Source organism: Brevundimonas sp. GW821-FHT02A10, assembly GCF_059422025.1.
Genome location: NZ_JBWKWC010000001.1, coordinates 1,120,244 through 1,141,764, shown reverse-complemented (window position 1 = coordinate 1,141,764; position 21,521 = coordinate 1,120,244). Strand labels below are relative to the sequence as shown.

Below are 21,521 nucleotides of genomic sequence, written 5' to 3'. Positions count from 1 at the left end.
AGGGCCCGCGTCGTCTGAGACCCAGATAGGAAGGCGTTAACGGGGGTTCAAGAGGCGGAAGCTACGCCGTCTCCTGCGGCGGCTTGACGCGTTTCCTGCTCGCCCGGGCCTTGGCCGCCGTGGCCTGTTTCTCAGCCTCGTCGGCATAGGGGGCGCCGTCGCCGGACAGGAGGACGGCCATCCACATCGAGCCCTTGAACTCGGCCAGGATGGCCATGGCCATGACGGCCAGAGGCGTCGACAGGAACATGCCGACCACGCCCCACATCTTGCCGAACAGGGCCAGGGACAGGAGGACGGCGACCGGGTCGATGTTCTGGTTGTCGCCCTGCATGCGCGGCTGGATCATGTTGCCGACGATGAACAGAACGAACTGAAGCCCGAGTAGAAGCACGATGGCCTGCCAGTAGGTGGGGAACTGGACGAGGGCGAACAGGGGTGGGGCCAGACCGCCGATGGCGCCGCCCAGCACCGGGATGAAGCCGACGATGAAGATGACGAAGGTCCAGAACTCGGCGTTCTGGAGCCCGACCGCCTTCATCAGGATCCAGGCGAAGACGCAGATGATCGCGCCCGTCACCGACTGGACCCAGATATAGCCCTCGACCCCGCCCCGGACGCGCTGGAACACCTCCATCGCCTCCGCGCGCTGGAGCTTCTCGGGGAACATGGCGACCAGCTTGCGCCTGAAGCCGCCCTGGGAGGCCAGCAGGAAGCCGAGGTAGACGAGGACGAAGAAGGCGCCGGAGACCACGCCCTGGGCCTGAAGCGCGACCGTGGTCAGATAGCCCCGCACATCGATGCCGTTGATCAGGGTCTGGAGCGTGGGCGGGTTCTGGATGCGCAGCAGGGCCGAGCCGTCGCGCAGGATCTGGTCGATCCGCGGGCCAATATGGGTCGCCACGCCCGAGGCTTCGCCGAAGAACCCGGAGGCGCCGTAGATGATGATGGCGATGGAGCCGGCGAACAGCAGGACCACCACGATCAGGGCGGCGAGCCCGGCCCAGCGGTGCGGAACAGAGGTCTTTTCCTCAATGGCGCGCTTAACCCCGTCGATGACGATCATCAGGAAGATGGCCATGGCCAGGGGCGTCAGGATGTCCGACAGCCAGACGAGAGCGGCGGCGGTCACGACCACGGCGATCAGGACCAGGGCGTTGCGGGCGACGACGGGAGTGGCGACGGTGATGGGCGGTTTCATGCGGTGACCTTCGGGGGGCGGGGACGGCGCGTCAATGAGGATCGGGCCCGATCGGGCGACCTTCCGCAAAGCTTGATCCGCCAACGCTTTTACGCCGCGAAAGGCTGCGCTAATCCAGACGGATCACTGGAGCTTTCGCGATGTCCGACCTGCCCTCCACCGGCCTGTTCATGGGCCAGTCCAACGACACCGGTTCGGGCGTTCCGGAGATCCTGTTGTGGCAGCGGGCCAACCGGCACGGGGTGATCGCGGGCGCGACCGGCACGGGCAAGACCGTGACCTTGCAGATCCTGGCCCAGGGCTTTTCCGACGCCGGGGTGCCGGTCTTCTGCGCCGATGTGAAGGGCGATCTGTCGGGCATCAGCCAGCCGGGCGCACCGAGCGAGAAGCTGATCGCCCGGGCGGCGGGGATGGGGCTGACGCTCGATCCGAAGGCGGCGCCGACGGTGTTCTGGGACCTGTACGGCCAGAAGGGGCATCCGGTCCGCGCGACCGTCTCGGAGATCGGGCCGCTGCTGATGGCGCGGATGATGGACCTGAACGACGTGCAGGAAGGGGTGCTGACCGTCGCCTTCCACGTGGCGGACAAGGAGGGTCTGCTGCTGCTGGACCTCGACGACCTGCGCTCCATGCTGACCTATGTGGCGGAGAACGCCGCCAAGATCGGCCGCGAGGTGGGCAATGTGGCCCCGGCCTCGATCGCCTCGATCCAGCGCGCCCTGCTGCAGCTGGAACAGGACGGCGGGGACGCCTTCTTCGGCGAGCCGGCGCTGCGCCTGACCGACATGATCCGCACGGGTCTGGATGGGCGGGGTCAGGTCAATGTGCTGGATTCGACGAAGCTGATGAACAGCCCGCGCCTGTATGGCGCCTTCCTGCTGTGGCTGCTGTCGGAGCTGTTCGAACAGCTGCCCGAGGTCGGCGATCCGGAGAAGCCGCGTCTGGTCTTCTTCTTCGACGAGGCCCACCTGCTGTTCAGGGACGCGCCCAAGCCGCTGCTGGAAAAGGTCGAGCAGGTGGTGCGGCTGATCCGGTCCAAGGGTGTGGGGATCTATTTCATCACCCAGAACCCGGCCGATATTCCCGACAGCGTCCTGGCCCAGCTCGGCAACCGGGTGCAGCACGCGCTGCGCGCCTATACCCCGTCCGACCAACGCGGTCTGAAGGCCGCGTCGGAGAGCTTCCGCGTCAATCCGGCCTTCGATACGGCCGAGGCCATTCAGGCGCTGGGCACCGGCGAAGCCCTGGTCTCGGTGCTGGACGAGAAGGGGGCGCCGACGATCACCGCCCGCACCCTGATCCGCCCGCCGGACAGCCGTCTGGGCCCCGCCACCGACGCCGAACGCGCCTCGGTCATGGCCGCCAGCCCCGTCGCCGGGGTCTATGACAAGACGATCGACCGCGAGTCGGCCGAGGAGGTGCTGGCGGCGCGTCATGCGGCCGCCGATCAGGCCGCCGATGCGGAGGAGGCCGCGAAAGCCCAGGCCAAGGCTCAGGCCCAGGCGGACAAGGCGGCGGCCCGGGCCGCGCCGCGTGCGGCTCCTGCGCCACGGGCTCCGGCCGCGCCGCGTCGCTCGACGCGCGAGACGCCGATCGAGGCCATGACCAAGTCGGTGCTGCGCACCGCCGGGTCGACCATCACCCGCGAACTGCTGCGCGGGCTGCTGGGGAGTTTGAAGAAGCGGTGATCCCGTTCGCTCATCCCCGCCTTCGCGGGGATGAGCGGATTTTAGGTTGGGATCAATCCATCAGCTGCTGCGCCAGATAGACGTAATGCCGCGCCCAGCGGCGGGCGTTGGCGACGGGATCGGCGTCGTTGGAGTGACCGCCGGAGGTCTCTTCGTAATAGAGGTGGTCGTAGCCCATGTCGCCGAGACGGGCGGCGAACTTCCGGGCGTGGCCCGGGTGCACGCGGTCGTCGCGGGTGTTGGTGGTGATGTAGACGCGCGGGTAATCGGCGCCTCGACGCAGGTTCTGGTAACCGGAATAGCGGGCGATGAAGGCGGCGTCGGCGGGGACGCGCGGGTCGCCGTATTCGCCGATCCAGGAGGCGCCGGCGGGCAGCTCCCAATAGCGCAGCATGTCGATCAGCGGGCTTTCGATAACCGCGGCGTTGAACAGTTCCGGATGCTGGGTGATCGAGACCGAGGTCAGGACCCCGCCGTTGGACCGGCCATAGATGCCGAGGCGGCGTGGCGAGGTGATGCGGCGCTCTTCCAGATCGCGGGCCACGGCGGCGAAGTCGTCGAAGGCCAGCTGGCGATGCTCACGCAGGGCCGCGTCATGCCAGGCGGGGCCGAACTCGCCGCCGCCGCGGATGTTGGCGATGACGAAGGCGCCGCCGTTCTCGAGCCAGAGCTTGCCCATCTCGGGCTTGTAGGCGGGCGGATAGGCGATGGAGAAGCCGCCGTAGCCGAACATGATCGTCGGCGTGGATCCGTTCATGGGCGCGTCTTTCGGGCGGACCACGAAATAGGGAATCTTCGTCCCGTCGCTGGACGTGGCCTCGAACTGTTCGACGACGTCCTTCGAGGCGTCGAAGCGTGCCGGGGCCGAGCGGATGACGTTGGCCGTCGACTGGTTCAGGTCGGCGAGGGCCAGGGTCGGCGGGGTCAGGAAGCCTTCGAACGAATAGAAGAGGCGGCCCGATTTGCGATCGAACGAGCCCAGATGGACGGCGGCGTTTTCGGCGGCCGGGAGCACCGTCTGGGTCCAGGGGCGGGTGGCGTTGTTGTTGAACGAGACGACGTGGCCGATGACGTTGTCATAGACGGTGGCGACGATCTTCTCGTCCATCACCGCCACCTCCTCGATCGACTGGCGCGGGGTCGGGACCAGGACGATGTCGGCCTCGGTCGACATGAAGATATTGCCGTCGGTCGGCGGGCGAAGGACGTTCAGGCTGACGGCCAGAAGCGAGCCGGCCGAGCGGGCGTTGCCGCGCCGGGTCCAGTCCTGATCCGGCGTGAAGACCAGACGGTTGTCGATCATCCCGTGGATGGTGACCTTTTCCGGCAGGCCCAGCTTGATGGTCTTCGATCCATCGATCAGCCAGGTCTCGGCGCGGAAGGTGTCGAGCGGGCGGGTGACGATGACGGCCTGAAGCTCGCCCGCGCCGTTGCGGAAGGCGCGCGGGCTGACGCCGTAGCCGCCGTCGGTGGCGGCGCCGCGGAAGACCTCGACGGCCTGATCCAGACCCTGACCCCGGCGCAGACCCTTGACGATGAAGGGATAGCCGCTCTCGGTCAGGGTGCCCGGACCGAAGTCGGTGGCGACCAGAAGCGTGTCCTTGTCGAGCCATTCGATGCGGTGCTTGCCCTCGGGCAGGACGAAGCCGCCCTCGACGAAGGTTTTCGTCGTGGTGTCGAACTCGCGGACGACGACGGCGTCCTTGCCGCCGTCCGACAGGGAGATCAGGCAACGGGTCTCATCGGGCGGCAGGCAGTCGGCGCCCTTCCAGACCCAGTCCTTGCCCTCGGTCTTCGACAGGGCGTCGAGGTCGATCAGGGTCTCCCATTCGGGCGTCGCCGAGCGGTAGGACTCGAGCGAGGTGCGCCGCCACAGGCCCTTGGGATTGGTCGCGTCCTGCCAGAAATTGCCGATCCCCTCGCCGAGGAAGGACGGGGCCGCGATCCGGTCGGTGGCCGACAGGATGTCGAAGGCCTGCTGGCGGAAGCCCTCGTAGCGGCGGTCGCCGGTCAGGGCCTTGAGGCTCTTCTCGTTCTCCGAGGCGACGAAGGCCATGGCTTCCGTGCCGTTGACCTCTTCCAGCGCCAGATGCTCGTCGGCGGCCCGGACCCCGGCGGGGGAGAGGTCGCGTGGCATGTGGGGCGGGGTGGAGGAACCGGGGGGAGGAAGATAACTCACTGTGGGCATCGCTTGCCGAGCGCGCATCTCGTCAACCTGCACCATGCCCTCGATGCGTCTTTGTCTTTCAAATGGCGACTCTGACCTGGGCGCAGTCGATTGCGCGATTGCGGCCGATGCCGCCACAGTCGCCAATACGGTCAGAACGAGACTACGCATCAATAACTCCGTCATCCTCAGGTTTGTCCCGAGGACCCATGTTTCCGCGATCCGACCGCCGCCGGTTTCGCACCCCGGTTCCCCGTCACCGACCGCATGTGTCGACCATGGGTCCTCGGGACAAGCCCGAGGATGACGGGATTTAACTCACTGCTGCGCCGGCTGATCCATCAGGCGGCGCGTCAGATAGGTGTATTCCAGCGCGATCCGGCGGGCGGTTTCCAGCAGATTCGCGCCGGCCGCGTGCCCGCCGTCGGTGTTTTCGTAGAAGAGGACCGGATAGCCGAGTTCCTCGAGGCGCGCCGCCGCCTTGCGGGCGTGGCCAGGGTGGACGCGGTCGTCCTTGGTCGAGGTGTGGATGAAGACCTCGGGGTAGTTCATGCCCGCGCGCAGGTTCTGGTACGGCGAATAGGCCTGGATCCAGGCGCGCTCCTCCGGGATGTCGGGATTGCCGTATTCGCCCTGCCAGGAGGCGCCGGCCAGAAGCTTGTTGAAGCGCAGCATGTCGAACAGGGGCACCTGGATGACGGCGGCATTGATCAGGTCCGGACGCTGGGTCAGCATGGCGCCCATGAACAGCCCGCCCTGCGAGCCGCCCATGATGCCGAGCTTGGGCTGGGAGGTGATGTGGCGGGCCTCGAGGTCGAGGGCCACGGCCTGGAAGTCCTCGTGGGCCTTGTGGCGGTTCTCCTGCAGGGCCGCGTCATGCCATTTGGGGCCGAACTCGCCGCCGCCGCGCGTATTGGCCACGACATAGACGCCGCCGCGCTCGAGCCACAGCTTGCCGACGGTCGCCGAATAGCCGGGCAGGAGCGAGCTTTCGAAGCCGCCGTAGCCGTAGAGAAGCGTCGGGTTGGAGCCGTCCATCGGGATGTCCGACTTATGGACCACGAAATAGGGGATCATGGTGCCGTCGGCCGAGCGGGCCTCGAACTGGTCCACCTGCATGCCCGTGGCGTCGAACTTGGCCGGCAGGGACTTGACCACGGCGGTCGCGCCCGAGGCGGCGTCGGCGAGGTAGAGGCTGGAGGGGTTCAGATAGCCGGCGACGGAGACGAACAGGCGGTCGTCGGTCTCGCTGGCCGAGCCGACGCCGACGGTGACGTTGCGCGGCAGGTCCATCCGGCTGTGGCTCCAGTCGGACGGATCATAGACCTCGATCCCGCCCCGGACATTGTCGAACAGGGCGACCACCAGCTTGTTGCGGGTGGCGGTCATGCTTTCGATGGCCTGACGCTCGGTCGGGCGGATGACCAGTTTCGCCTCGGCCTTCGGATCGGCCAGCCAGGCGTCGAGGTTCCAGGCGATGACGTCGCCGGTCAGGAAGGTCTGGCCGGACGGGGCGGTCCAGTCCTGTTTGGCGGTGACGACCAGCTGACCCTGGACCAGGGCGTTGATGTCGGACTTGGCGGGCAGGTCGAGTTTGCGCGTCGTGCCGTCGGCGTTCAGCAGATACGTCTCTGACTCGTAGAAGCTGACGCCGCGGTTGATCAGGGTCGCCTTGATGACCCCGTCGGCGTCGCGCAGGGCGAAGCCGCCAACGGAGACGTCGGAGGGCTGGCCGGTAAAGACGGTCTGGGCCTGATCGACCGTCTGGCCGCGCTTCAGCTGCTTGACGATCATCGGATAGCCCGAGGTGGTCAGGGTGCCCGGGCCGAAGTCGCGCGAGATCAGCAGGGTGTCGGCGTCGATCCAGCTGGCGCCGCCCTTGGACTCCGGCAGGGAGAAGCCGCCGTCGACGAAGGTCTTCGAGACGCTGTCGAACTCGCGGACCACGACGGCGTCCTTGCCGCCGTCGGACAGGGAGACGAGGCAGAGGCGCTCGTCCGGCGGCAGGCAGGAGGAGCCCTTGTAGACCCAGTTCTTGCCTTCGGAGGCGGCGAGGGCGTCGAAGTCGAGCACCGTCTCCCACTGCGGGGCGTCGGTGCGGTAGGACTCAAGCGTGGTCTTGCGCCAGACGCCGCGCACGTGTTCGGCGTCCTGCCAGAAATTGGTGATTGTGCCGTCGTGGTTGAAGCCGGGCGCCGGAATGCGGTCCTTCGACTGGACGATGGCCAGGGCCTGCTGATGCAGGGGCTCATAGCGCGGGTCGCCTTGCAGGATGCCCAGCGAGCGTTCGTTGTGGGCGCGGACCCACTCCATGGCCCGGGCGCCGTCGACCTCTTCCAGCCACAGATACGGATCGGTCGCGTCCGAGGTGGCGAAGCCGCCCTCGGGGATCGGCGGGTTGGCCAGGGGCGCGGCGGAGACGGAAGCTGGAGAGGCGGTCGTTTGGGCCATGGCGACGGTGGTCATTCCGGTTGCGGCGAGAAGAACGGCGGCCGAGGCCAGCGAGCGCATCATATGGGGGCTCCTTTGAGGTCGCGGCACCTTAACGGTGGAGCCTGCCCCGGCAAGGCGGCGGAAGTTACGGATTTGTCATGAAGGGCGCGCCGATTGACGCACGCCTCAGTCGCCGTCGTCGGGGATGCAGAGCAGGTTGCCGCAGGCCTTGCAGTGGACGGCGTCGGGGTCGTGCTTCTGCAGACCGCAGGCGTCGCAGGGGTAGCGGACCTTGTGCGGCTTGAGCAGGGCCTGACCCAGGCGCACGAACAGGGTGATGCCGATCAGCATGACGGAGATGGACAGAATCCGCCCCCAGGCGCCGGGCAGGGTGATGTCGCCGAAGCCGGTCGTGGTCAGGGTCGCGATGGTGAAATACAGGGCGTCGAGATAGCCGTTGATGCCGTCGTGGCGGCCCCGGAAGGTGGTGTAGACGAAGCCGGTCACCACGAAGACGAAGGTCACCAGCCCGGCGAGGGCCCGGGTGATCTCCTCGACCCGGGTATCGTCGAACTTGTGGCCGATGGTGCGCCAGAACATGTCGGAGTTGAGCAGGGTCCAGAGCCGGAGGATCCGCAGGAAGCCGAGGTTGACGGCCCAGGCGGGCGCCAGGAGCGAGCCCAGCACCACCAGATCCACCCAGTTGATCGGCCGCCGGAACCAGTCCTTCCAGTCCGAATAGGCGGTGATCCGCGCCGCCAGATCGAGGATCAGCAGGGCGGCGATGCAGTAGTCGACCGTATAGAAGGCGCGGCCATGGGCCTTGAGGATGGGGGCGGCGACGAAGAAGGCGATGATGGCCAGGTCGACCACGATCACCGCCAACCGGAACCGCACCGCCGTCAGGCTGTCGCCGTGATAGAGATAGCGCAGCCGGGCCTTGAGCCGGAGGCCGTGGTGCTTGGCGGGATGGGTCGCGGGTTCGGCCATGAAGCAGCGATAACGCGCGTCGGACGGATACGAAACGCTGCAGGGTTCGCGGCGACGCTTCGAAGGCCTATATGTCACCCGAAATGACCCGTCCCTTCGTCAAGATGAACGGCGCCGGCAACGACTTCGTCGTGGTCAATGCGCTCGACCGGCCCTTCCAGCCGACGACGGAGCAGGTGCGCGCGCTCGGCGACCGGGATACGGGCGAGGGCTTCGACCAGCTGATCGCCATCGAACCCAGTGAGACCGGCGACGCCTTCATGCGGGTGTGGAACAGCGACGGCTCGGCGGTCGAGACCTGCGGCAACGCACTCCGCTGCGTCGGCTGGATGCTGATGCAGGCGTCCGGCGCGGACAGTGTGACCATCGACACCCTGGGCGGACCGGCGACGGCGTCGAAGGCGGGAGATTTCCGCATCACCGTCGACATGGGCGCGCCGCGGCTGGACTGGAAGCAGATCCCGCTGGCGGAGGAGATGGATACGCGCGGCATCGAGCTGCAGATCGGGCCGATCGATGCGCCGGTGCTGCATACGCCGGGCGCGGTCTCCATGGGCAATCCGCACGTCGTCTTCTTCATGGACCACACGCCTGACGACGCCTTCGTGCGCGGTTCGGGGTCGCTGATCGAGCATCATCCGCTGTTTCCGGAGGCCGTGAACGTCGGCTTCGCCCATGTGGAGGCGCGCGACCGCATCCGCTTCCGGGTCTGGGAGCGGGGCGCGGGTCTGACCAAGGCCTGCGGCACCGGCGCCTGCGCGGCGCTCGTCGCCACGGCCCGGCGCGGCCTGACCGATCGCAAGGCCACAGTGGTCATGGACGGCGGCGAGGTGGTCATCGACTGGGACGAGGCGACCGACCATGTCTTCATGACCGGCCCGGTCGAGGTCGAACGGACCGGCGGGCTGCCGTTCTAGCTCTCGCGATTACGCGCCCTGAGCCAGGCCACGAAGGCAGCCAGAGCGGGCGGCGGATGGCGGCGCGAGGGGTAGTAGAGGAAGGGGCCCTCGAACGGCGGCAGCCAGTCCTCGAACAATGACACCAGACGTCCGGCCGCGATGTCCTCGGCCGCCCAGGCCGAGAAGGTAGCGTGAAAGCCGAGGCCGTCGATGGCGGCGCGGGCGGCGAGGATGCGGTCGGTGACGGTCAGGGCGCCTTCCGGATGGATGCGGATGACCCGATCGTCCTTCTCGAACTCCCAGACCACGACGCCGCCGGGCAGTTTCATGCGGATACAGGGCAGGGCGGCCAGTTGCTCGGGGCTGTCGGGCGTTCCGACGCGGGCCAGCAGCGACGGGGCGGCGACGAGGACGAAGCGTTCGGGGCCGCCGAGAGGGACGGCGATCATATCCTTGTCCAGCCGCTCGCCGTAACGGACCCCGGCGTCGAAGCCCGCCCCGATGACATCGGTGAAGCCGTCGTCGACGACCAGCTCCAGCTGGATCCCCGGATGGGCGGCGAGGAAGGGGGCGATCAGCGGGCCGAGGGCGATCTCGGCGGCGCCGGGCGCATTGATGCGCAGGCGGCCGACGGGCTCATCGGACGGCAGGCCGGTAGCGGCCAGCGCCAGATCCAGATCCTCCAGCGCGCCGCCGACGCGGGCGATCAGGGCCTCGCCGGCCTCGGTCGGGGAGACGCTGCGGGTGGTGCGGTTCAGCAGCCGGGTCCCGAGGCCGTCCTCCAGCGCCCGGATGCGTTCACTGAGGCTGGACGGCGACAGGCCATGCTCGGCCGCCGCGCGCCGGAAGCCGCGATGACGGGCCACCGAGACCAGCAGGGCCAGATCGTCGAGCGAAGGCTTCATTGTGCGCAAATCCGGATGGTCGGGATCGGGTTGGCCGGATCATCGCACGATCGCGGACAGTCGGGGAAGTTTCGCGCGCGTCTGCATCCAGACCGGGGGTCGGCGACGACCAGTTCTTGAAAGGCGGATGGGCCGCCGGGAGACCACCGATGATCCGTCGCCGCGCCGTCCTCGCTTTCGCCGTTTCCGCCGGTCTGGCCCTCGGGGCCGGACTGGCCGCGCCCGCATTGGCCGCACCTGCCCAGGCTTCGGCCCAGGCGGTGATCGAGACGCCGATCCCGGGCTTCCCCCATGCGGTGCTCTACAGCCTGCCGGGCGAGGCGCGGCCGGTGGTGGTCATTCTGGCGGGGGCCGACGGCGGCGACGAGGGCGGCAAACGGTTCGGGCCAATCCTCGCGCGGATGGGCTATGCGACCGTCAGCCTGCCCTATTATTCCCCGAACTGGGGCGAGTACGCGCCGCCGCCCCAGTATCCGGACCTGCCCGGCAGCTTCATCGACATCCGCATCGACCAGATCAGCGAACTGCGCGATGCGCTGACGGCTTTTCCGGCGGCTGATGTCGAGCGGTTCGGCCTGTTCGCGGCCTCCAAGGGGTCGGAGTTCGCCCTGATCGCGGCCAGCCGCTATCCGTGGATCGACGCCGTGGTCGCCTATACGCCCAGCGATCTGGTCTGGGAGGGCTGGGGTCTGGAGATGGTCGAGGCCGAGGGGACGCGGTCGTCGTTTTCGTTCGCTGGCGAACCTCTGGCCTTCATGCCCTATCGCGGCTTTGTCGAGGGGCTGATGGCCGGGCCGGGCAAGGCGGATCTGAGGGCCATCCACGAGAACGGCCGCGCCGACCATCCGGAGCGGGAGGCGGCGGCGCGGATTCCGGTCGAACAGTATCCGGGCGCCCTGATGCTGATCGCGGGCGGGCAGGACGCCCAGTGGAACTCGACGCGTCAGGCGTCGGATATCGTCGCGGCGCGCGCGCGGGCGGGGCTGAAGACGGAGGCCCTGATCTATCCGGAGGCGGGCCACGATCTGGTCGGGGGTGACGGCGGCCTGAGGAGCGATCCGCGCAGCGGCGGGACGCCCGAGGCCAATGCGGCGGCGCGTCTGGACGCTTGGCCCCGGATCACGGCCTTCCTGGAAACGAGCCTCAGACCCTGAAGGTTGGGGCCTAGCGGCCGCCCGCGCGGCGCCAGGCGTCTCTGGCGGGGGCCAGCCGGGCGGGGACGAGGCCGCGCAGGGAGGCCTGGTTGCGGCATTTGAGGCCGGTCTCGGCGCCCCTGGACCAGGCCGTGTCGGCCTCGCAGGCGGTGCCGGCGGCGATATCGACCACGATCACGGGCGAGGGCAGGGCCATCTGGCGGTCCAGCCGCAGCTTCATGCCGCTGTTGGAAGTGTCGACGATGACGCAGCCGAGCTCGAAGCCGCCCGCGAGCACCACGCCACGGGCGTGACTGGGCCGGCGCGGCTCGAGGCGGCGGTCTTCCTGCTGGATCGTCATGGGTACTGAACGCTCAACTCTTGATTCAGGTCGCCGAGCCCTCCCGGCGGCGCCTGAAGCCCTACCCTTGGCGAATAGAGGTTACCGTCCGATGTGCGTCGAGGGTTACGACGGCCGCGGCGTCGATCTCGCCGGCCAGCATGGATCGGGTAATCCGCTCGAAGCTCTGGACGAAGCTGGCGATACGGGCGCGGTCGGGGGCAGGCAGGGCGTCGGGTTCAAGGCCCAGCAGTTCGGCCTCCTGCTGGCAACGCCAGTCGACCACGATCTCGAACGATGGGGCGGCGAGAAACAGGATGGCGTCGAAGGCGGCGAAGGCGCGGGCGTAGTCGCCTGCCAATGCATCATTGACCAGCCGCCGCCAGCGGCCGTCAGGGTCGCGGTCGCGCTCCAGATCATTGATGGATTCGACGAGGTCGGCCTCGGACTGGGGCCTGGCTCCGAGGCACCAGCCGTCGATCAGGATCACAGAGGGGCGGCCGATGAAGCGGGGCCATTGCTCAGGCGGAAGGCGGTCGTCGGCGCGCTTGTCGAAGGCGGGAAGGGGCGTCTGTGTGTCGGGACAGGCGGCCCGAAGTGCGGCGACGGTCGTGGCCAGAAGGTCGAGGTCGTGGGTCAGGGGCGGTCCGCGGGTCTCCAGCAGCGGGTGGAGGTCGCGGGCGAGGGCCTGACGTTCGGCCTTCGTCCGGTAGACGTCGTCGAGCGACATCTGGACGCCGTTCAGCGACGTGGCGAGGCTACGGGCGAGGGTAGTCTTGCCGGAGCCCTGCGCGCCCGCGATGCCGATCAATGGCGTATGGCCCCCTTCTTCCGATATGGGGCGGCTGTGGGCCGTGACGAGGTCCCGGGCGACTTGCGTCAGCCGGGGGTCGATCACCTAGTGCTGGCTTTCTGGCAGGCGGACGACGAGGCCGTCGAGCGCATCGGAGACGCGGATCTGGCAGGACAGGCGCGAGTTCGGTTCGACGTTGTCGGCGAAGTCCAGCATCGACTCCTCCATGGCGCTGGCCTTGCCGGCCTCCTGCAGCCAGTCGGGATCGACATAGACGTGGCAGGTGGCGCAGGCGCAGGCGCCGCCGCAGTCGGCGTCGATGCCCGGGACGTTGTTGCGGATCGCGCCTTCCATGACGGAGAGGCCGTTCTTGACCTCCACGGTCTGCTCGCCGCCGTCGTGCTGGATGTAGGTGATCTTGGCCATGAGGGCCTCTTAGCAAGGGTGGGGAGAGAGGCAAAGCGCCCGGAACAGAGCTCAGGCCGCGACATAGACCCAGGCCTCGATTCCCGAGGTGAGGCGGACGCGGATGCGGCGGTAGAGGTCGCCTTCGTAGAGGTCTGCGGCGACGAGGTCAGTTTCGCTGATTTCGAAGACCAGGCCGTCCACGGAAGCCGGGGCAGGGCCGCCGGGGATCAGGACGGGATAGACGTCGGCGCCGTCGCTGAGGGTCGAACAGGTGAAGCCGTCGAGGCGGTCGGGCGTGCCGGTCAGCCGGCGTCCGAAATGCTCGATCTGGATCGCGGGGTCCTGCAGCGTGCCATAGGCGAAGAGCAGGACCCCGGTCATTCCGGTTGGCTTAGGCGGCCGTCTTTTTGCGGTTCGGGGCCACCATCAGCTTCTTGGTCTCGGCGATGGCCTTGGCCGGGTTCAGGCCCTTGGGGCAGACCTGGGCGCAGTTCATGATGGTGTGGCAGCGGTAGAGCTTGAACGGATCCTCGAGGTCGTCGAGGCGGCTCTGGGTCGCGTCGTCGCGGCTGTCGGAGATCCAGCGATAGGACTGCAGCAGGGCTGCGGGGCCGAGGTATTCGCCGGCGTTCCACCAGTAGCTGGGGCAGGACGTCGAGCAGCAGGCGCACAGGATGCACTCGTACAGGCCGTCCAGCTTGGCGCGGTCGGCCGGCGACTGCAGCCGTTCGGTGGTCGGATCGGGCTCGTCCGACTGGAGGTAGGGCTTGATCGAGTCGTACTGGGCATAGAACAGCGTCAGGTCCGTCACCAGGTCCTTGACCACCGGCTGGTGGGGCAGGGGCGAGATGGCGATGGTCGAGGACGAGCATTCGTCCCAGCCCTTGGTGCAGGCCAGGGTGTTGCGCCCGTCGATGTTCATCGAGCAGGAGCCGCAGATGCCCTCGCGGCACGACCGGCGGAACGACAGGGTCGGGTCGATCTCGTTCTTGATGTGGATCAGGGCGTCCAGCAGCATCGGGCCGTGGTCGTCCGACGACACCTGGTACTCGTCCCAGCTGGGGTTCTCGTCGAGGTTCGGGTCGTAGCGATAGACCTTGTAGGTCTTGACGTTCTTCGCGCCAGGAGCGGCCTTGTAGACCTTGCCCTTTTTGGGACGCGAGCCGATCGGGAGGGTGAATTCAGCCATCTCAGTAAACCCTCGCCTTGGGTTTGATGTACTCGATCTCGTCGGACATCGTGTAGGTGTGGACCGGGCGGTAGTCGATCTTGACCGGCTCGCCGGTGACCTTCCAGGCCAGGGTGTGCTTCATCCATTCGTCGTCGTGACGGTCGGGGAAGTCCTCGCGGGCGTGGGCGCCGCGGCTTTCCTCGCGGTTGGCCGCACCCTCGATGGTCACGAGCGCCAGGTCGATCAGGTTGTCGTATTCCAGGGTCTCGACCAGATCCGTGTTCCAGATCAGGCCGCGATCGGTGGTCTTGATGTCGGCCGAGCGGGCGTGGATGTCGCGGATCTTGGCGACGCCCTCGTCCAGGGTCTTGCCGGTGCGGAACACGGCGGCGTCCGACTGCATGGCGGCCTGCATCTCGGCGCGCAGGTGAGCGGTCGAGGTCGAGCCGTTGGCGTTGCGGAAGCGCTCGAGGCGGGCGAGGTGCGGGGCGGTGGCTTCCGGCGGAGCGGCCGGGACCGGGGCGGCCTTGTCGACGATCTCGCCGGCGCGCAGGCCCGCGGCGCGGCCGAAGACGACCAGGTCGGTCAGGCTGTTCGAACCCAGACGGTTGGCGCCGTGGACCGAGACGCAGGCCGCCTCGCCGACGGCCATCAGACCCTTGACCACGGTGTCGGCATTGTCGCCGACCTTGGTCAGGACCTCGCCGTGATAGTTCGTGGGGATGCCGCCCATATTGTAGTGGACGGTCGGGATGACCGGGATCGGCTCCTTGGTCACATCGACGCCGGCGAAGATCTTGGCGCTCTCCGAAATGCCGGGCAGGCGCTCGTGCAGGATCTTGGGGTCGAGGTGGTCGAGGTGAAGGTGGATGTGGTCCTTCTTGGGGCCGACGCCGCGGCCTTCGCGGATCTCCATGGTCATGGAGCGGGAGACGACGTCGCGCGAGGCCAGGTCCTTGGCCGAGGGGGCGTAGCGCTCCATGAAGCGCTCACCCTCGGAGTTGGTCAGATAGCCGCCTTCGCCGCGCGCGCCCTCGGTGATCAGACAGCCCGAGCCATAGATGCCGGTCGGGTGGAACTGCACGAACTCCATGTCCTGCAGGGGCAGGCCGGCGCGCAGGACCATGGCGTTGCCGTCGCCGGTGCAGGTGTGGGCCGAGGTGGCCGAGAAATAGGCGCGGCCGTAGCCGCCGGTGGCCAGGATCACGAGCTTGGCGCGGAACTGGTGCAGGGTGCCGTCGTCCAGCTTCCAGGCGGTGACGCCGGTGCAGACGCCGTCCTGCATGATCAGGTCCAGGGCGAAGTATTCGATGAAGAACTTCACCTCGCGGCGGACCGACTGGCCGTAGAGGGTGTGCAGGATGGCGTGGCCGGTGCGGTCGGCGGCGGCGCAGGTGCGCTGGACCGGGCCTTCGCCGTAGTTGCGCGTCATGCCGCCGAAGGCGCGCTGATAGATCTTGCCCTCGTCGGTGCGCGAGAAGGGCACGCCCCAGTGCTCGAGCTCATAGACGGCCTTGGGGGCCTCGCGGACCAGATATTCGATGGCGTCCTGGTCGCCCAGCCAGTCCGACCCCTTGACGGTGTCGTACATGTGCCATTTCCACGAATCCTCGCCCATGTTGCCGAGCGAGGCGGAAATACCGCCCTGGGCCGCGACCGTGTGCGAACGGGTCGGGAAGACCTTGGTGACGCAGGCGACCTTCAGGCCCTGCTGGGCGGCGCCGAGGGCGGCGCGGAGGCCGGAGCCCCCGGCGCCGACGACGACGACGTCGTATTCATGATCGACGAATTTCAGATCAGCCATGCGATCAGGCTCCGAACCCGGCGGGAAGCGGGGCCGAGCCCAGCGCCAGACGCACGATGAAGAAGACGCCGGCCGCGGCCAGCACGAAGAAGACCAGGTTGAGCAGGCCGACCAGCAGCCCCTTGGTCCCGGGCTTGTGGATGTAGTCCTCGACGATGACCTTCCAGGCCAGGGCGGCGAAGAGGAAGAAGATCAGGGTCGTGGCGATGGCCAGACCGGCGTTCAGCTTGCTGGCGAACCAGGCGACGACGGTGTCGTAGCTCGCGCCTGTCAGGGTGAAGGCGGTCGAGGCGACCCAGACGCCCAGCGGCATCAGGGCGGCGAGGCAGACCTTTTCCAGGGTCCATTCGCCGGCGCCGTGACGCTCGGAGATCTTGACCCCGTTCCTGAACTTTGCGGGATGACTCACAGCGAGATCCTTCCGGTGGCGAACAGGATGGCGAAGAACACGATCGCCAGCGGGATCGGGCCCCAGACGGCGATGTTGGACAGCAGGTTGGCCGGCTTCAGCGTCAGGGCCGCGCCCGTGTCGTTGATCAGGTGGCGGGCGCCGTTCAGCAGGAAGGAGAACAGCACCACCGTCAGGCCGAAGCCGACGAACAGGCCCAGCGGCGTGGCGAGGCAGGCGCCGATACAGGCGAAGGCGTCCGGTCCGAAGGCGACGGCGGCGAGCCAGCCGACCACGAGGAGGGCGGCGACGCTCATCGCGCCGATGGTCACCCGGAACAGGATGGAGGCCGCCATGGTCACGTGCCAGCGCCAGACCTGGAGGTGGGGGGACATGGGCCGGGGGCGGCCGTTCGGCTGGATGACGTACCGGTCGTCCTGACCGGTCGAGTCGGGGGTGTTCGACATGCGAATGGTTCTCAAAACCCTGTGAATTCAGGCTTTCACCGTTTGTGGGAGTGGCTTTAGGACCCCCCGTCCGGGGGTGTCAACGCGAGCGGCGCCGCACTGCGGCAAGAAAAAGTGCGACGCCTTGTCCTTTGGGTGGAACGGATCACGTTTTCGCGTGTTGCCGCTTCCACGCTAGCCATGTGCGCCTTCGATCCGCATCGTAGGGCTATGCTGTTGCTTACCCTCATGATCAGTCTCTCGGGTTCCGGCCTTTCTGGCCAGGAAACGGCCTATGGCCAGGCCGGCTCGCCGGAAATCTACGCCGCTCCCGTCATTCGCCCCTATGAACCGCCGTCCGATTTCGGGCGTCAGGTCGAGGAAGGTGACGTCGGTCGCCCGATCCGCAGTCGCCCGATCACGGGACCGGTGGCGGTCGAGGCCTATGTGGGAAACTACGAACAAAACCGCTCGAGCGGCGAGGTCGCCTATGTGGCGGCGGTCAACCGGGCCCGCGCTTCGGCGGACGCCCGGATGGGGTCGCTGGACGGGGTCTGGACGGCGGTCGGCGCCGACGGCAAGCCGGTGCTGGACCTGGTCCTGTCGGATCGCGGGCCGTCGAAGCCGGTCGAGGGCGCCCTGAGCCTGAACGACCCGACCCGCTCGACGGCGCCGGTGGACAGTGTCAGCCGGGACGGGGACCAGACGGTCATCGAGGCGTCGGTCAACGGCCGCCCGGTCAGGCTGCGCCTTCAGCCGGCGGCCCAGGGCTGGACCGGAACCCTGAGCGGTCCGGGCCGCGATCAGGCCATCTCCCTGGTCCATCCGGGCTGATGCGCCCCAGCCTTGGGGCCAAGCGTTGCGGTAACCACGTTACGCCCTCAGGTTGAGTGACCTAACTTTGGTTATAACCTGCGGATTTAAAAGCAGTTCTTAAGGCGCGGGCAAGGACGTTGGAGCATCCTGCGTCCATGACCAGCCTCGATCTGAAACTCTCCCATCTGACCGTGTCGCGCCTGCTCGACGGGGCGGAACGCGTCGCCATCCTGGTGCTCTACATCATGCTGGTGCACCGGTTCTTCGGCGATCTGGCCAACAAGCCGGCCAATCTGCTGTTCATCCTCTCGGAGGGTGTGATCGCGGTCATGGTGCTGTTGCGCCGGGGCACCGAAGCCATCAGCCTGCGGCCTGTCGACTGGCTGACCGGGGTCATGGGGACCGCCCTGCCGATGCTGTACCAGCCCACGGGCGGCGGCTGGGCCGGCGGCGCGATGCTGATGGCCGCGGGCCTGCTGATCAGCCTGGGCGCCAAGCTGTCGCTGCGCCGCAGCTTCGGCGTCGTTGCCGCCAACCGGGGGGTGAAACGTTCGGGCCTCTACGCCGCCGTCCGCCACCCGATGTATCTGGGCTACTTCATCACCTATCTCGGCGCCTTCGCGCTGAACCCGAGCAGCTGGAACGCGGTGCTGCTGTCGGTCTGGCTGGTGTTCCAGGTCCTGCGCATCTTCGCCGAGGAGCGCATCCTGATGCAGGACCCGGCGTACCAGGAACACGCCGCCAAGGTGAAGTTCCGTCTGGTGCCGGGGATTTGGTAGGGCGCTAACGCTCGCCCCGGATCAGGTCCGGGGCGCGCTGCATAAGCGCGAAGCAACTCCTTCGAGCAGGCTAGCCATCCCCGATCCGCCACACTAGATGTGGCGAATGACCGATCCTGTTGTCCGCCCCGTCGCTCGCCCCGTCGTTCGCCAACATCCCGCATACCGGGACGACATCGGCGATCTGGTGACCCGTCGTCCGGTGCCCGGACCGGGGCTGGACCAGATGGATCCCTTTCTGTTCCTGAACCACCACGGGCCCCAGACCTATCCGCCCAACAACCGGGGCCTGCCGTTCGGGCCGCACCCGCACCGGGGCTTCGAGACCGTCACCTTCATCCTGGACGGTGAGCTGGCGCACAACGATTCCGCCGGCGGCGAAAGCATCATCAAGGCGGGCGGCATCCAGTGGATGACCGCGGGCTCGGGTCTGATCCACGCCGAACTGTCGCCCGCCGCCTTCAAGCGCGAGGGCGGGCCGATGGAAATCCTGCAGCTCTGGGTCAATCTGCCGTCGCGGCTGAAGATGACGAAGCCGGACTATGTCGGGCTGCAGGCCGGGGACATTCCGAGCTTCACCACCGACGAGGGTCGGGTCACGGTCGAGCCGGTCTCGGGCGTGTGGGGCGAGGTGAAAGCCCCGATCCAGTCGCTGATCGACATCCAGTTGGCGGTGCTGAAGTTCAAGACCGGCGGCGTGTTCGAGGCGCCGGTGGCGCGGGGTCGCACGGTCTTCCTCTATGTCGTGGCCGGTGATGTCGCGGTGGGTGGGACGCCGGTCTCGCCGTGGAATCTGATCGCGCTGGGCGACGGCGATGCGGTGCGGATCGAGGCGACGACGGATGCGGTGGTCCTGCTGGGCCATGCCGAACCGATCGGCGAGCCGGTCGCCAGCCATGGTCCGTTCGTCATGAACACCCGCGAAGAGATCCTCCAGGCCATCACCGACTACAACGCCGGCAAGTTCGGGCCTCCGCCGAGGGTCTAGGGCAGGGGTTCAGGCCTGCATCTGCAGCAGCGCGGTCTCCGCCGAAGGCTCCAGCGGGATTTCGAACCAGAAGGTCGAGCCCTGGCCCGGCGTGCTGTCCACCCCGATCCGGCCGCCCATCATGACCACCAGCCGGCGCGAGATGGCCAGGCCCAGGCCGGTGCCGCCATAGAGGCGGGTGGTCGAGCTGTCGGCCTGGGTGAAGCGGTCGAACAGTCGCTCGACCGCCTCGGGCGAGACGCCGATGCCGGTGTCGGTCACCGCGACCCGCAGGTCCTGACTGACCCGTTCCAGCGTCAGGCCGATGCGGCCTGTCTCGGTGAACTTTATGGCGTTGGAGAGGAAGTTGAGCAGCACCTGACGCACCCGGCCCTCGTCGGCGACCATGGCGCGGGGCAGGAGCTCGGCGATGTGGAGATCGAGGTCGAGGCCTTTTTCGCGGCACTGTTCGGCGATCATGGCCACGGCGCCCTCGGCCATCAGCCGGGGATCAAACGGGGCGGGGTCCAGCTCGAAGGCGTCGGCCTCCAGCCGGGAATAGTCGAGCACATCGTTGATCACCCCCAGAAGGGCGTTGGAGGCGGCCGAGATGCGGGTGGCGTAGTGCCGCTCCTTGTCCGTCAGGGTCGGGCTGGACTGCAGGAAGGCGGAAAAGCCGATGATCGAGGTCAGGGGGGTGCGGATCTCGTGGCTGGTATTGGCCAGGAAGTCAGACTTGGCGCGGGTCGCAGCCTCGGCGGCGTCGCGGGCCTCGATCAGGGACGCCTGGGCCTGGACCGTCTCGGTGATGTCCTGGAAGACGCCGAACAGGCGCACGGGCTTGCCTTCGGCGTCCATCTCGCAGCGGGCCTTGGAACGGGTGGTGCGCTCCTCCCCGTCGGCGCGGGTGATGCGCAGGGTGGCGTCATAGCCCGTGCCGGTCCTCAGCGCCCGGTCGACCAGGGCGCGCACCACGGCGGCGTCCTCGGGATTATAGGCGCCGATGGCCGAATGCAGGGTGGGATCGACCGACCCGGGCTGGAGCCCGTGGATACGATAGACCTCGTCGGACCAGGTCACCTGACCCGTCGTCACATCGACGCTGAAGTGACCGACCCCGGCCATGGACTCGGCCAGCTCAAGCGTCTCGCGCTTGGCCGAGGCGGCGCGTTCGTCGCGTTCGAGCTCATAGAGGTCGCCGGCCATGACCGCGAACCGGCGCAAATGCCCGATCTCGGCCGGGGTCAGGGGCGCGCGCGGTTTGAAGTCCATCACGCCGAAGGAGCCGACGGCCTTGCCCGACCGGTCGGAGACCGTGGCCCCGGCGTAGAAGCGCAGACCCTTGTCGCCCTTGACCAGATCGAGATCCCTGACGCGCGGATCGGTCAGGCCGTCCTCGATCAGCAGCAGGGCGCCGGGTCCCTCGGCGATCAGGATCCGGGTAGGGCTGAAAGGGACCGGGCCGGCGTCGCCGAAACCGGGCAGGCCGATCAGGGTGCGTTGGGCGATGCGGTCGTCGACGAAGATCGAGCACAGGCCGACCGGCGCCGAAAACAGGGCGCACGCCGTCCGGACCAGACGGCCCATGGCGCTGTCATCACCGGCTGCGGGTTCGAAGATACTTTGGGGCACGGCCTGAACCTGACACTCAATCGTAAAATCTAGGTCAGGTGGAACGCTGAGCGGCTACTAACTTTGGTTATAAGGCCACGCTTTCACAGCCCGGCCGCGAAACCCGCCAATTCGGCCAGACGGGCCGCGCCGAGAGACTCGCGGCCGTCGCGGCCCCAGATCGGGTCGGGCCACAGGGGGTCGTCGCGGCGGCGGCCGACGACGTGGACGTGCAACTGGGCGGTGACATTGCCGAGCGCGGCGGTGTTCACCTTGTGCACCTCCAGATCCATGGCCTGAGCCAGACGGCGCACGATCTCTCCGGCCCGGATCATCTCGGCCATCAGGACGGGGCGGTCGGCGGGGGCAAGGTCGTCCAGCTCCGAGGCGTTGGCGACGCGCGGGATCAGCACCAGCCAGGGAAAGCGGGCGTCGTCCATGAGCCGCACGTCGCACAAGGGCCAGGCGGCGACGGCCGTGGAGTTGGCGATCAGGCGGGGGTCGGTCTCGAAAGTGGTCATGGCGTCATCCTAGTGCGCCCGAACAAATTCGGCAGGGGCTTAATCGGCCTGCAAGGACGAT

The 21,521-nt window shown here is 67.8% G+C and carries 21 protein-coding genes; 6 read left to right on the top strand and 15 right to left on the bottom strand.

The annotated features are described in order from the left end of the window. Positions 1–61: 61 nt before the first annotated feature. Positions 62–1,201 carry an AI-2E family transporter gene (locus AC07U0_RS05280; protein ID WP_494718964.1) on the bottom strand — a complete coding sequence of 380 codons (1,140 nt, stop codon included), beginning with the start codon at positions 1,199–1,201 and terminating at the stop codon, positions 62–64. Positions 1,202–1,341: 140 nt separating this feature from the next. Between AC07U0_RS05280 and AC07U0_RS05275 the strand changes: the two genes are divergently transcribed. Continuing rightward, a complete protein-coding gene (locus AC07U0_RS05275; protein WP_494718963.1) occupies positions 1,342–2,889 on the top strand; it encodes a helicase HerA-like domain-containing protein in 1,548 nt (515 codons plus the stop codon). Between the two features lie 52 nt (positions 2,890–2,941). Here the strand turns inward: AC07U0_RS05275 and AC07U0_RS05270 are convergent, their stop codons facing one another. The 3 genes from AC07U0_RS05270 to AC07U0_RS05260 form a co-directional block, all read right to left on the bottom strand. Beyond that, positions 2,942–5,077, bottom strand: coding sequence for a prolyl oligopeptidase family serine peptidase (locus AC07U0_RS05270; RefSeq protein ID WP_494718962.1), 2,136 nt, complete (start codon positions 5,075–5,077; stop codon positions 2,942–2,944). Between the two features lie 297 nt (positions 5,078–5,374). Beyond that, positions 5,375–7,570, bottom strand: a complete 2,196-nt coding sequence (locus AC07U0_RS05265) for a prolyl oligopeptidase family serine peptidase (RefSeq protein ID WP_494718961.1) — start codon at positions 7,568–7,570, stop codon at positions 5,375–5,377. 105 nt (positions 7,571–7,675) lie between these two features. Continuing rightward, positions 7,676–8,479 (bottom strand): potassium channel family protein, encoded by an 804-nt coding sequence (locus AC07U0_RS05260; RefSeq protein WP_494718960.1) that lies wholly within the window; start codon positions 8,477–8,479, stop codon positions 7,676–7,678. An 83-nt stretch (positions 8,480–8,562) separates the two neighbouring features. On the opposite strand from AC07U0_RS05260, the gene dapF reads away from it, so the two are divergent. Beyond that, a complete protein-coding gene (gene dapF / locus AC07U0_RS05255) occupies positions 8,563–9,396 on the top strand; it encodes a diaminopimelate epimerase (protein ID WP_494718959.1) in 834 nt (277 codons plus the stop codon). Here dapF and AC07U0_RS05250 read toward each other — a convergent pair. After that, positions 9,393–10,283, bottom strand: a complete 891-nt coding sequence (locus AC07U0_RS05250) for a LysR family transcriptional regulator (protein ID WP_494718958.1) — start codon at positions 10,281–10,283, stop codon at positions 9,393–9,395. The genes dapF and AC07U0_RS05250 overlap by 4 nt on opposite strands. 149 nt (positions 10,284–10,432) lie before the next feature. On the opposite strand from AC07U0_RS05250, the gene AC07U0_RS05245 reads away from it, so the two are divergent. Further along, on the top strand, positions 10,433–11,437 hold the full coding sequence (locus AC07U0_RS05245; protein ID WP_494718957.1) for an acyl-CoA thioester hydrolase/BAAT C-terminal domain-containing protein: 1,005 nt from the start codon (positions 10,433–10,435) through the stop codon (positions 11,435–11,437). Positions 11,438–11,447: 10 nt separating this feature from the next. On the opposite strand, the gene AC07U0_RS05240 is transcribed toward AC07U0_RS05245, so the two are convergent. The 8 genes from AC07U0_RS05240 to sdhC form a co-directional block, all read right to left on the bottom strand. Next, positions 11,448–11,777 (bottom strand): PilZ domain-containing protein, encoded by a 330-nt coding sequence (locus AC07U0_RS05240; RefSeq protein ID WP_494718956.1) that lies wholly within the window; start codon positions 11,775–11,777, stop codon positions 11,448–11,450. A gap of 61 nt (positions 11,778–11,838) precedes the next feature. Then, positions 11,839–12,654 carry a kinase gene (locus tag AC07U0_RS05235; protein WP_494718955.1) on the bottom strand — a complete coding sequence of 272 codons (816 nt, stop codon included), beginning with the start codon at positions 12,652–12,654 and terminating at the stop codon, positions 11,839–11,841. Then, on the bottom strand, positions 12,655–12,975 hold the full coding sequence (locus tag AC07U0_RS05230) for a 2Fe-2S iron-sulfur cluster-binding protein (RefSeq protein WP_494718954.1): 321 nt from the start codon (positions 12,973–12,975) through the stop codon (positions 12,655–12,657). Positions 12,976–13,026: 51 nt separating this feature from the next. Further along, on the bottom strand, positions 13,027–13,338 hold the full coding sequence (locus AC07U0_RS05225; protein WP_494718953.1) for a gamma-glutamylcyclotransferase family protein: 312 nt from the start codon (positions 13,336–13,338) through the stop codon (positions 13,027–13,029). 10 nt (positions 13,339–13,348) lie between these two features. After that, the gene (locus AC07U0_RS05220) at positions 13,349–14,146 is read right to left on the bottom strand and encodes a succinate dehydrogenase iron-sulfur subunit (RefSeq protein WP_494718952.1); all 798 of its coding nucleotides are present in this window, start codon (positions 14,144–14,146) and stop codon (positions 13,349–13,351) included. A 1-nt stretch (position 14,147) separates the two neighbouring features. Continuing rightward, a complete protein-coding gene (gene sdhA / locus AC07U0_RS05215; RefSeq protein ID WP_494718951.1) occupies positions 14,148–15,932 on the bottom strand; it encodes a succinate dehydrogenase flavoprotein subunit in 1,785 nt (594 codons plus the stop codon). Positions 15,933–15,936: 4 nt separating this feature from the next. Then, positions 15,937–16,341 (bottom strand): succinate dehydrogenase, hydrophobic membrane anchor protein, encoded by a 405-nt coding sequence (sdhD, locus tag AC07U0_RS05210; protein WP_494718950.1) that lies wholly within the window; start codon positions 16,339–16,341, stop codon positions 15,937–15,939. Further along, positions 16,338–16,787 carry a succinate dehydrogenase, cytochrome b556 subunit gene (sdhC, locus tag AC07U0_RS05205; protein WP_494718949.1) on the bottom strand — a complete coding sequence of 150 codons (450 nt, stop codon included), beginning with the start codon at positions 16,785–16,787 and terminating at the stop codon, positions 16,338–16,340. Before sdhC ends, sdhD begins: the two co-directional genes overlap by 4 nt. 216 nt (positions 16,788–17,003) lie before the next feature. Between sdhC and AC07U0_RS05200 the strand changes: the two genes are divergently transcribed. The 3 genes from AC07U0_RS05200 (at position 17,004) to AC07U0_RS05190 (ending at position 19,349) form a co-directional block, all read left to right on the top strand. Further along, entirely contained in the window at positions 17,004–17,600 is a 597-nt protein-coding gene (locus tag AC07U0_RS05200) for a hypothetical protein (protein WP_494718948.1), read from the top strand. A gap of 137 nt (positions 17,601–17,737) precedes the next feature. Beyond that, positions 17,738–18,361: a methyltransferase family protein gene (locus AC07U0_RS05195; RefSeq protein WP_494718947.1), complete on the top strand. Its 624-nt coding sequence runs from the start codon at positions 17,738–17,740 to the stop codon at positions 18,359–18,361. A gap of 106 nt (positions 18,362–18,467) precedes the next feature. After that, positions 18,468–19,349 carry a pirin family protein gene (locus AC07U0_RS05190; protein ID WP_494718946.1) on the top strand — a complete coding sequence of 294 codons (882 nt, stop codon included), beginning with the start codon at positions 18,468–18,470 and terminating at the stop codon, positions 19,347–19,349. Between the two features lie 9 nt (positions 19,350–19,358). On the opposite strand, the gene AC07U0_RS05185 is transcribed toward AC07U0_RS05190, so the two are convergent. Both AC07U0_RS05185 and AC07U0_RS05180 read right to left on the bottom strand, forming a co-directional pair. Next, a complete protein-coding gene (locus AC07U0_RS05185; protein WP_494718945.1) occupies positions 19,359–20,960 on the bottom strand; it encodes an ATP-binding protein in 1,602 nt (533 codons plus the stop codon). A gap of 83 nt (positions 20,961–21,043) precedes the next feature. Then, positions 21,044–21,460 (bottom strand): HIT domain-containing protein, encoded by a 417-nt coding sequence (locus tag AC07U0_RS05180; protein ID WP_494718944.1) that lies wholly within the window; start codon positions 21,458–21,460, stop codon positions 21,044–21,046. Between the last annotated feature and the right edge of the window lie 61 nt (positions 21,461–21,521).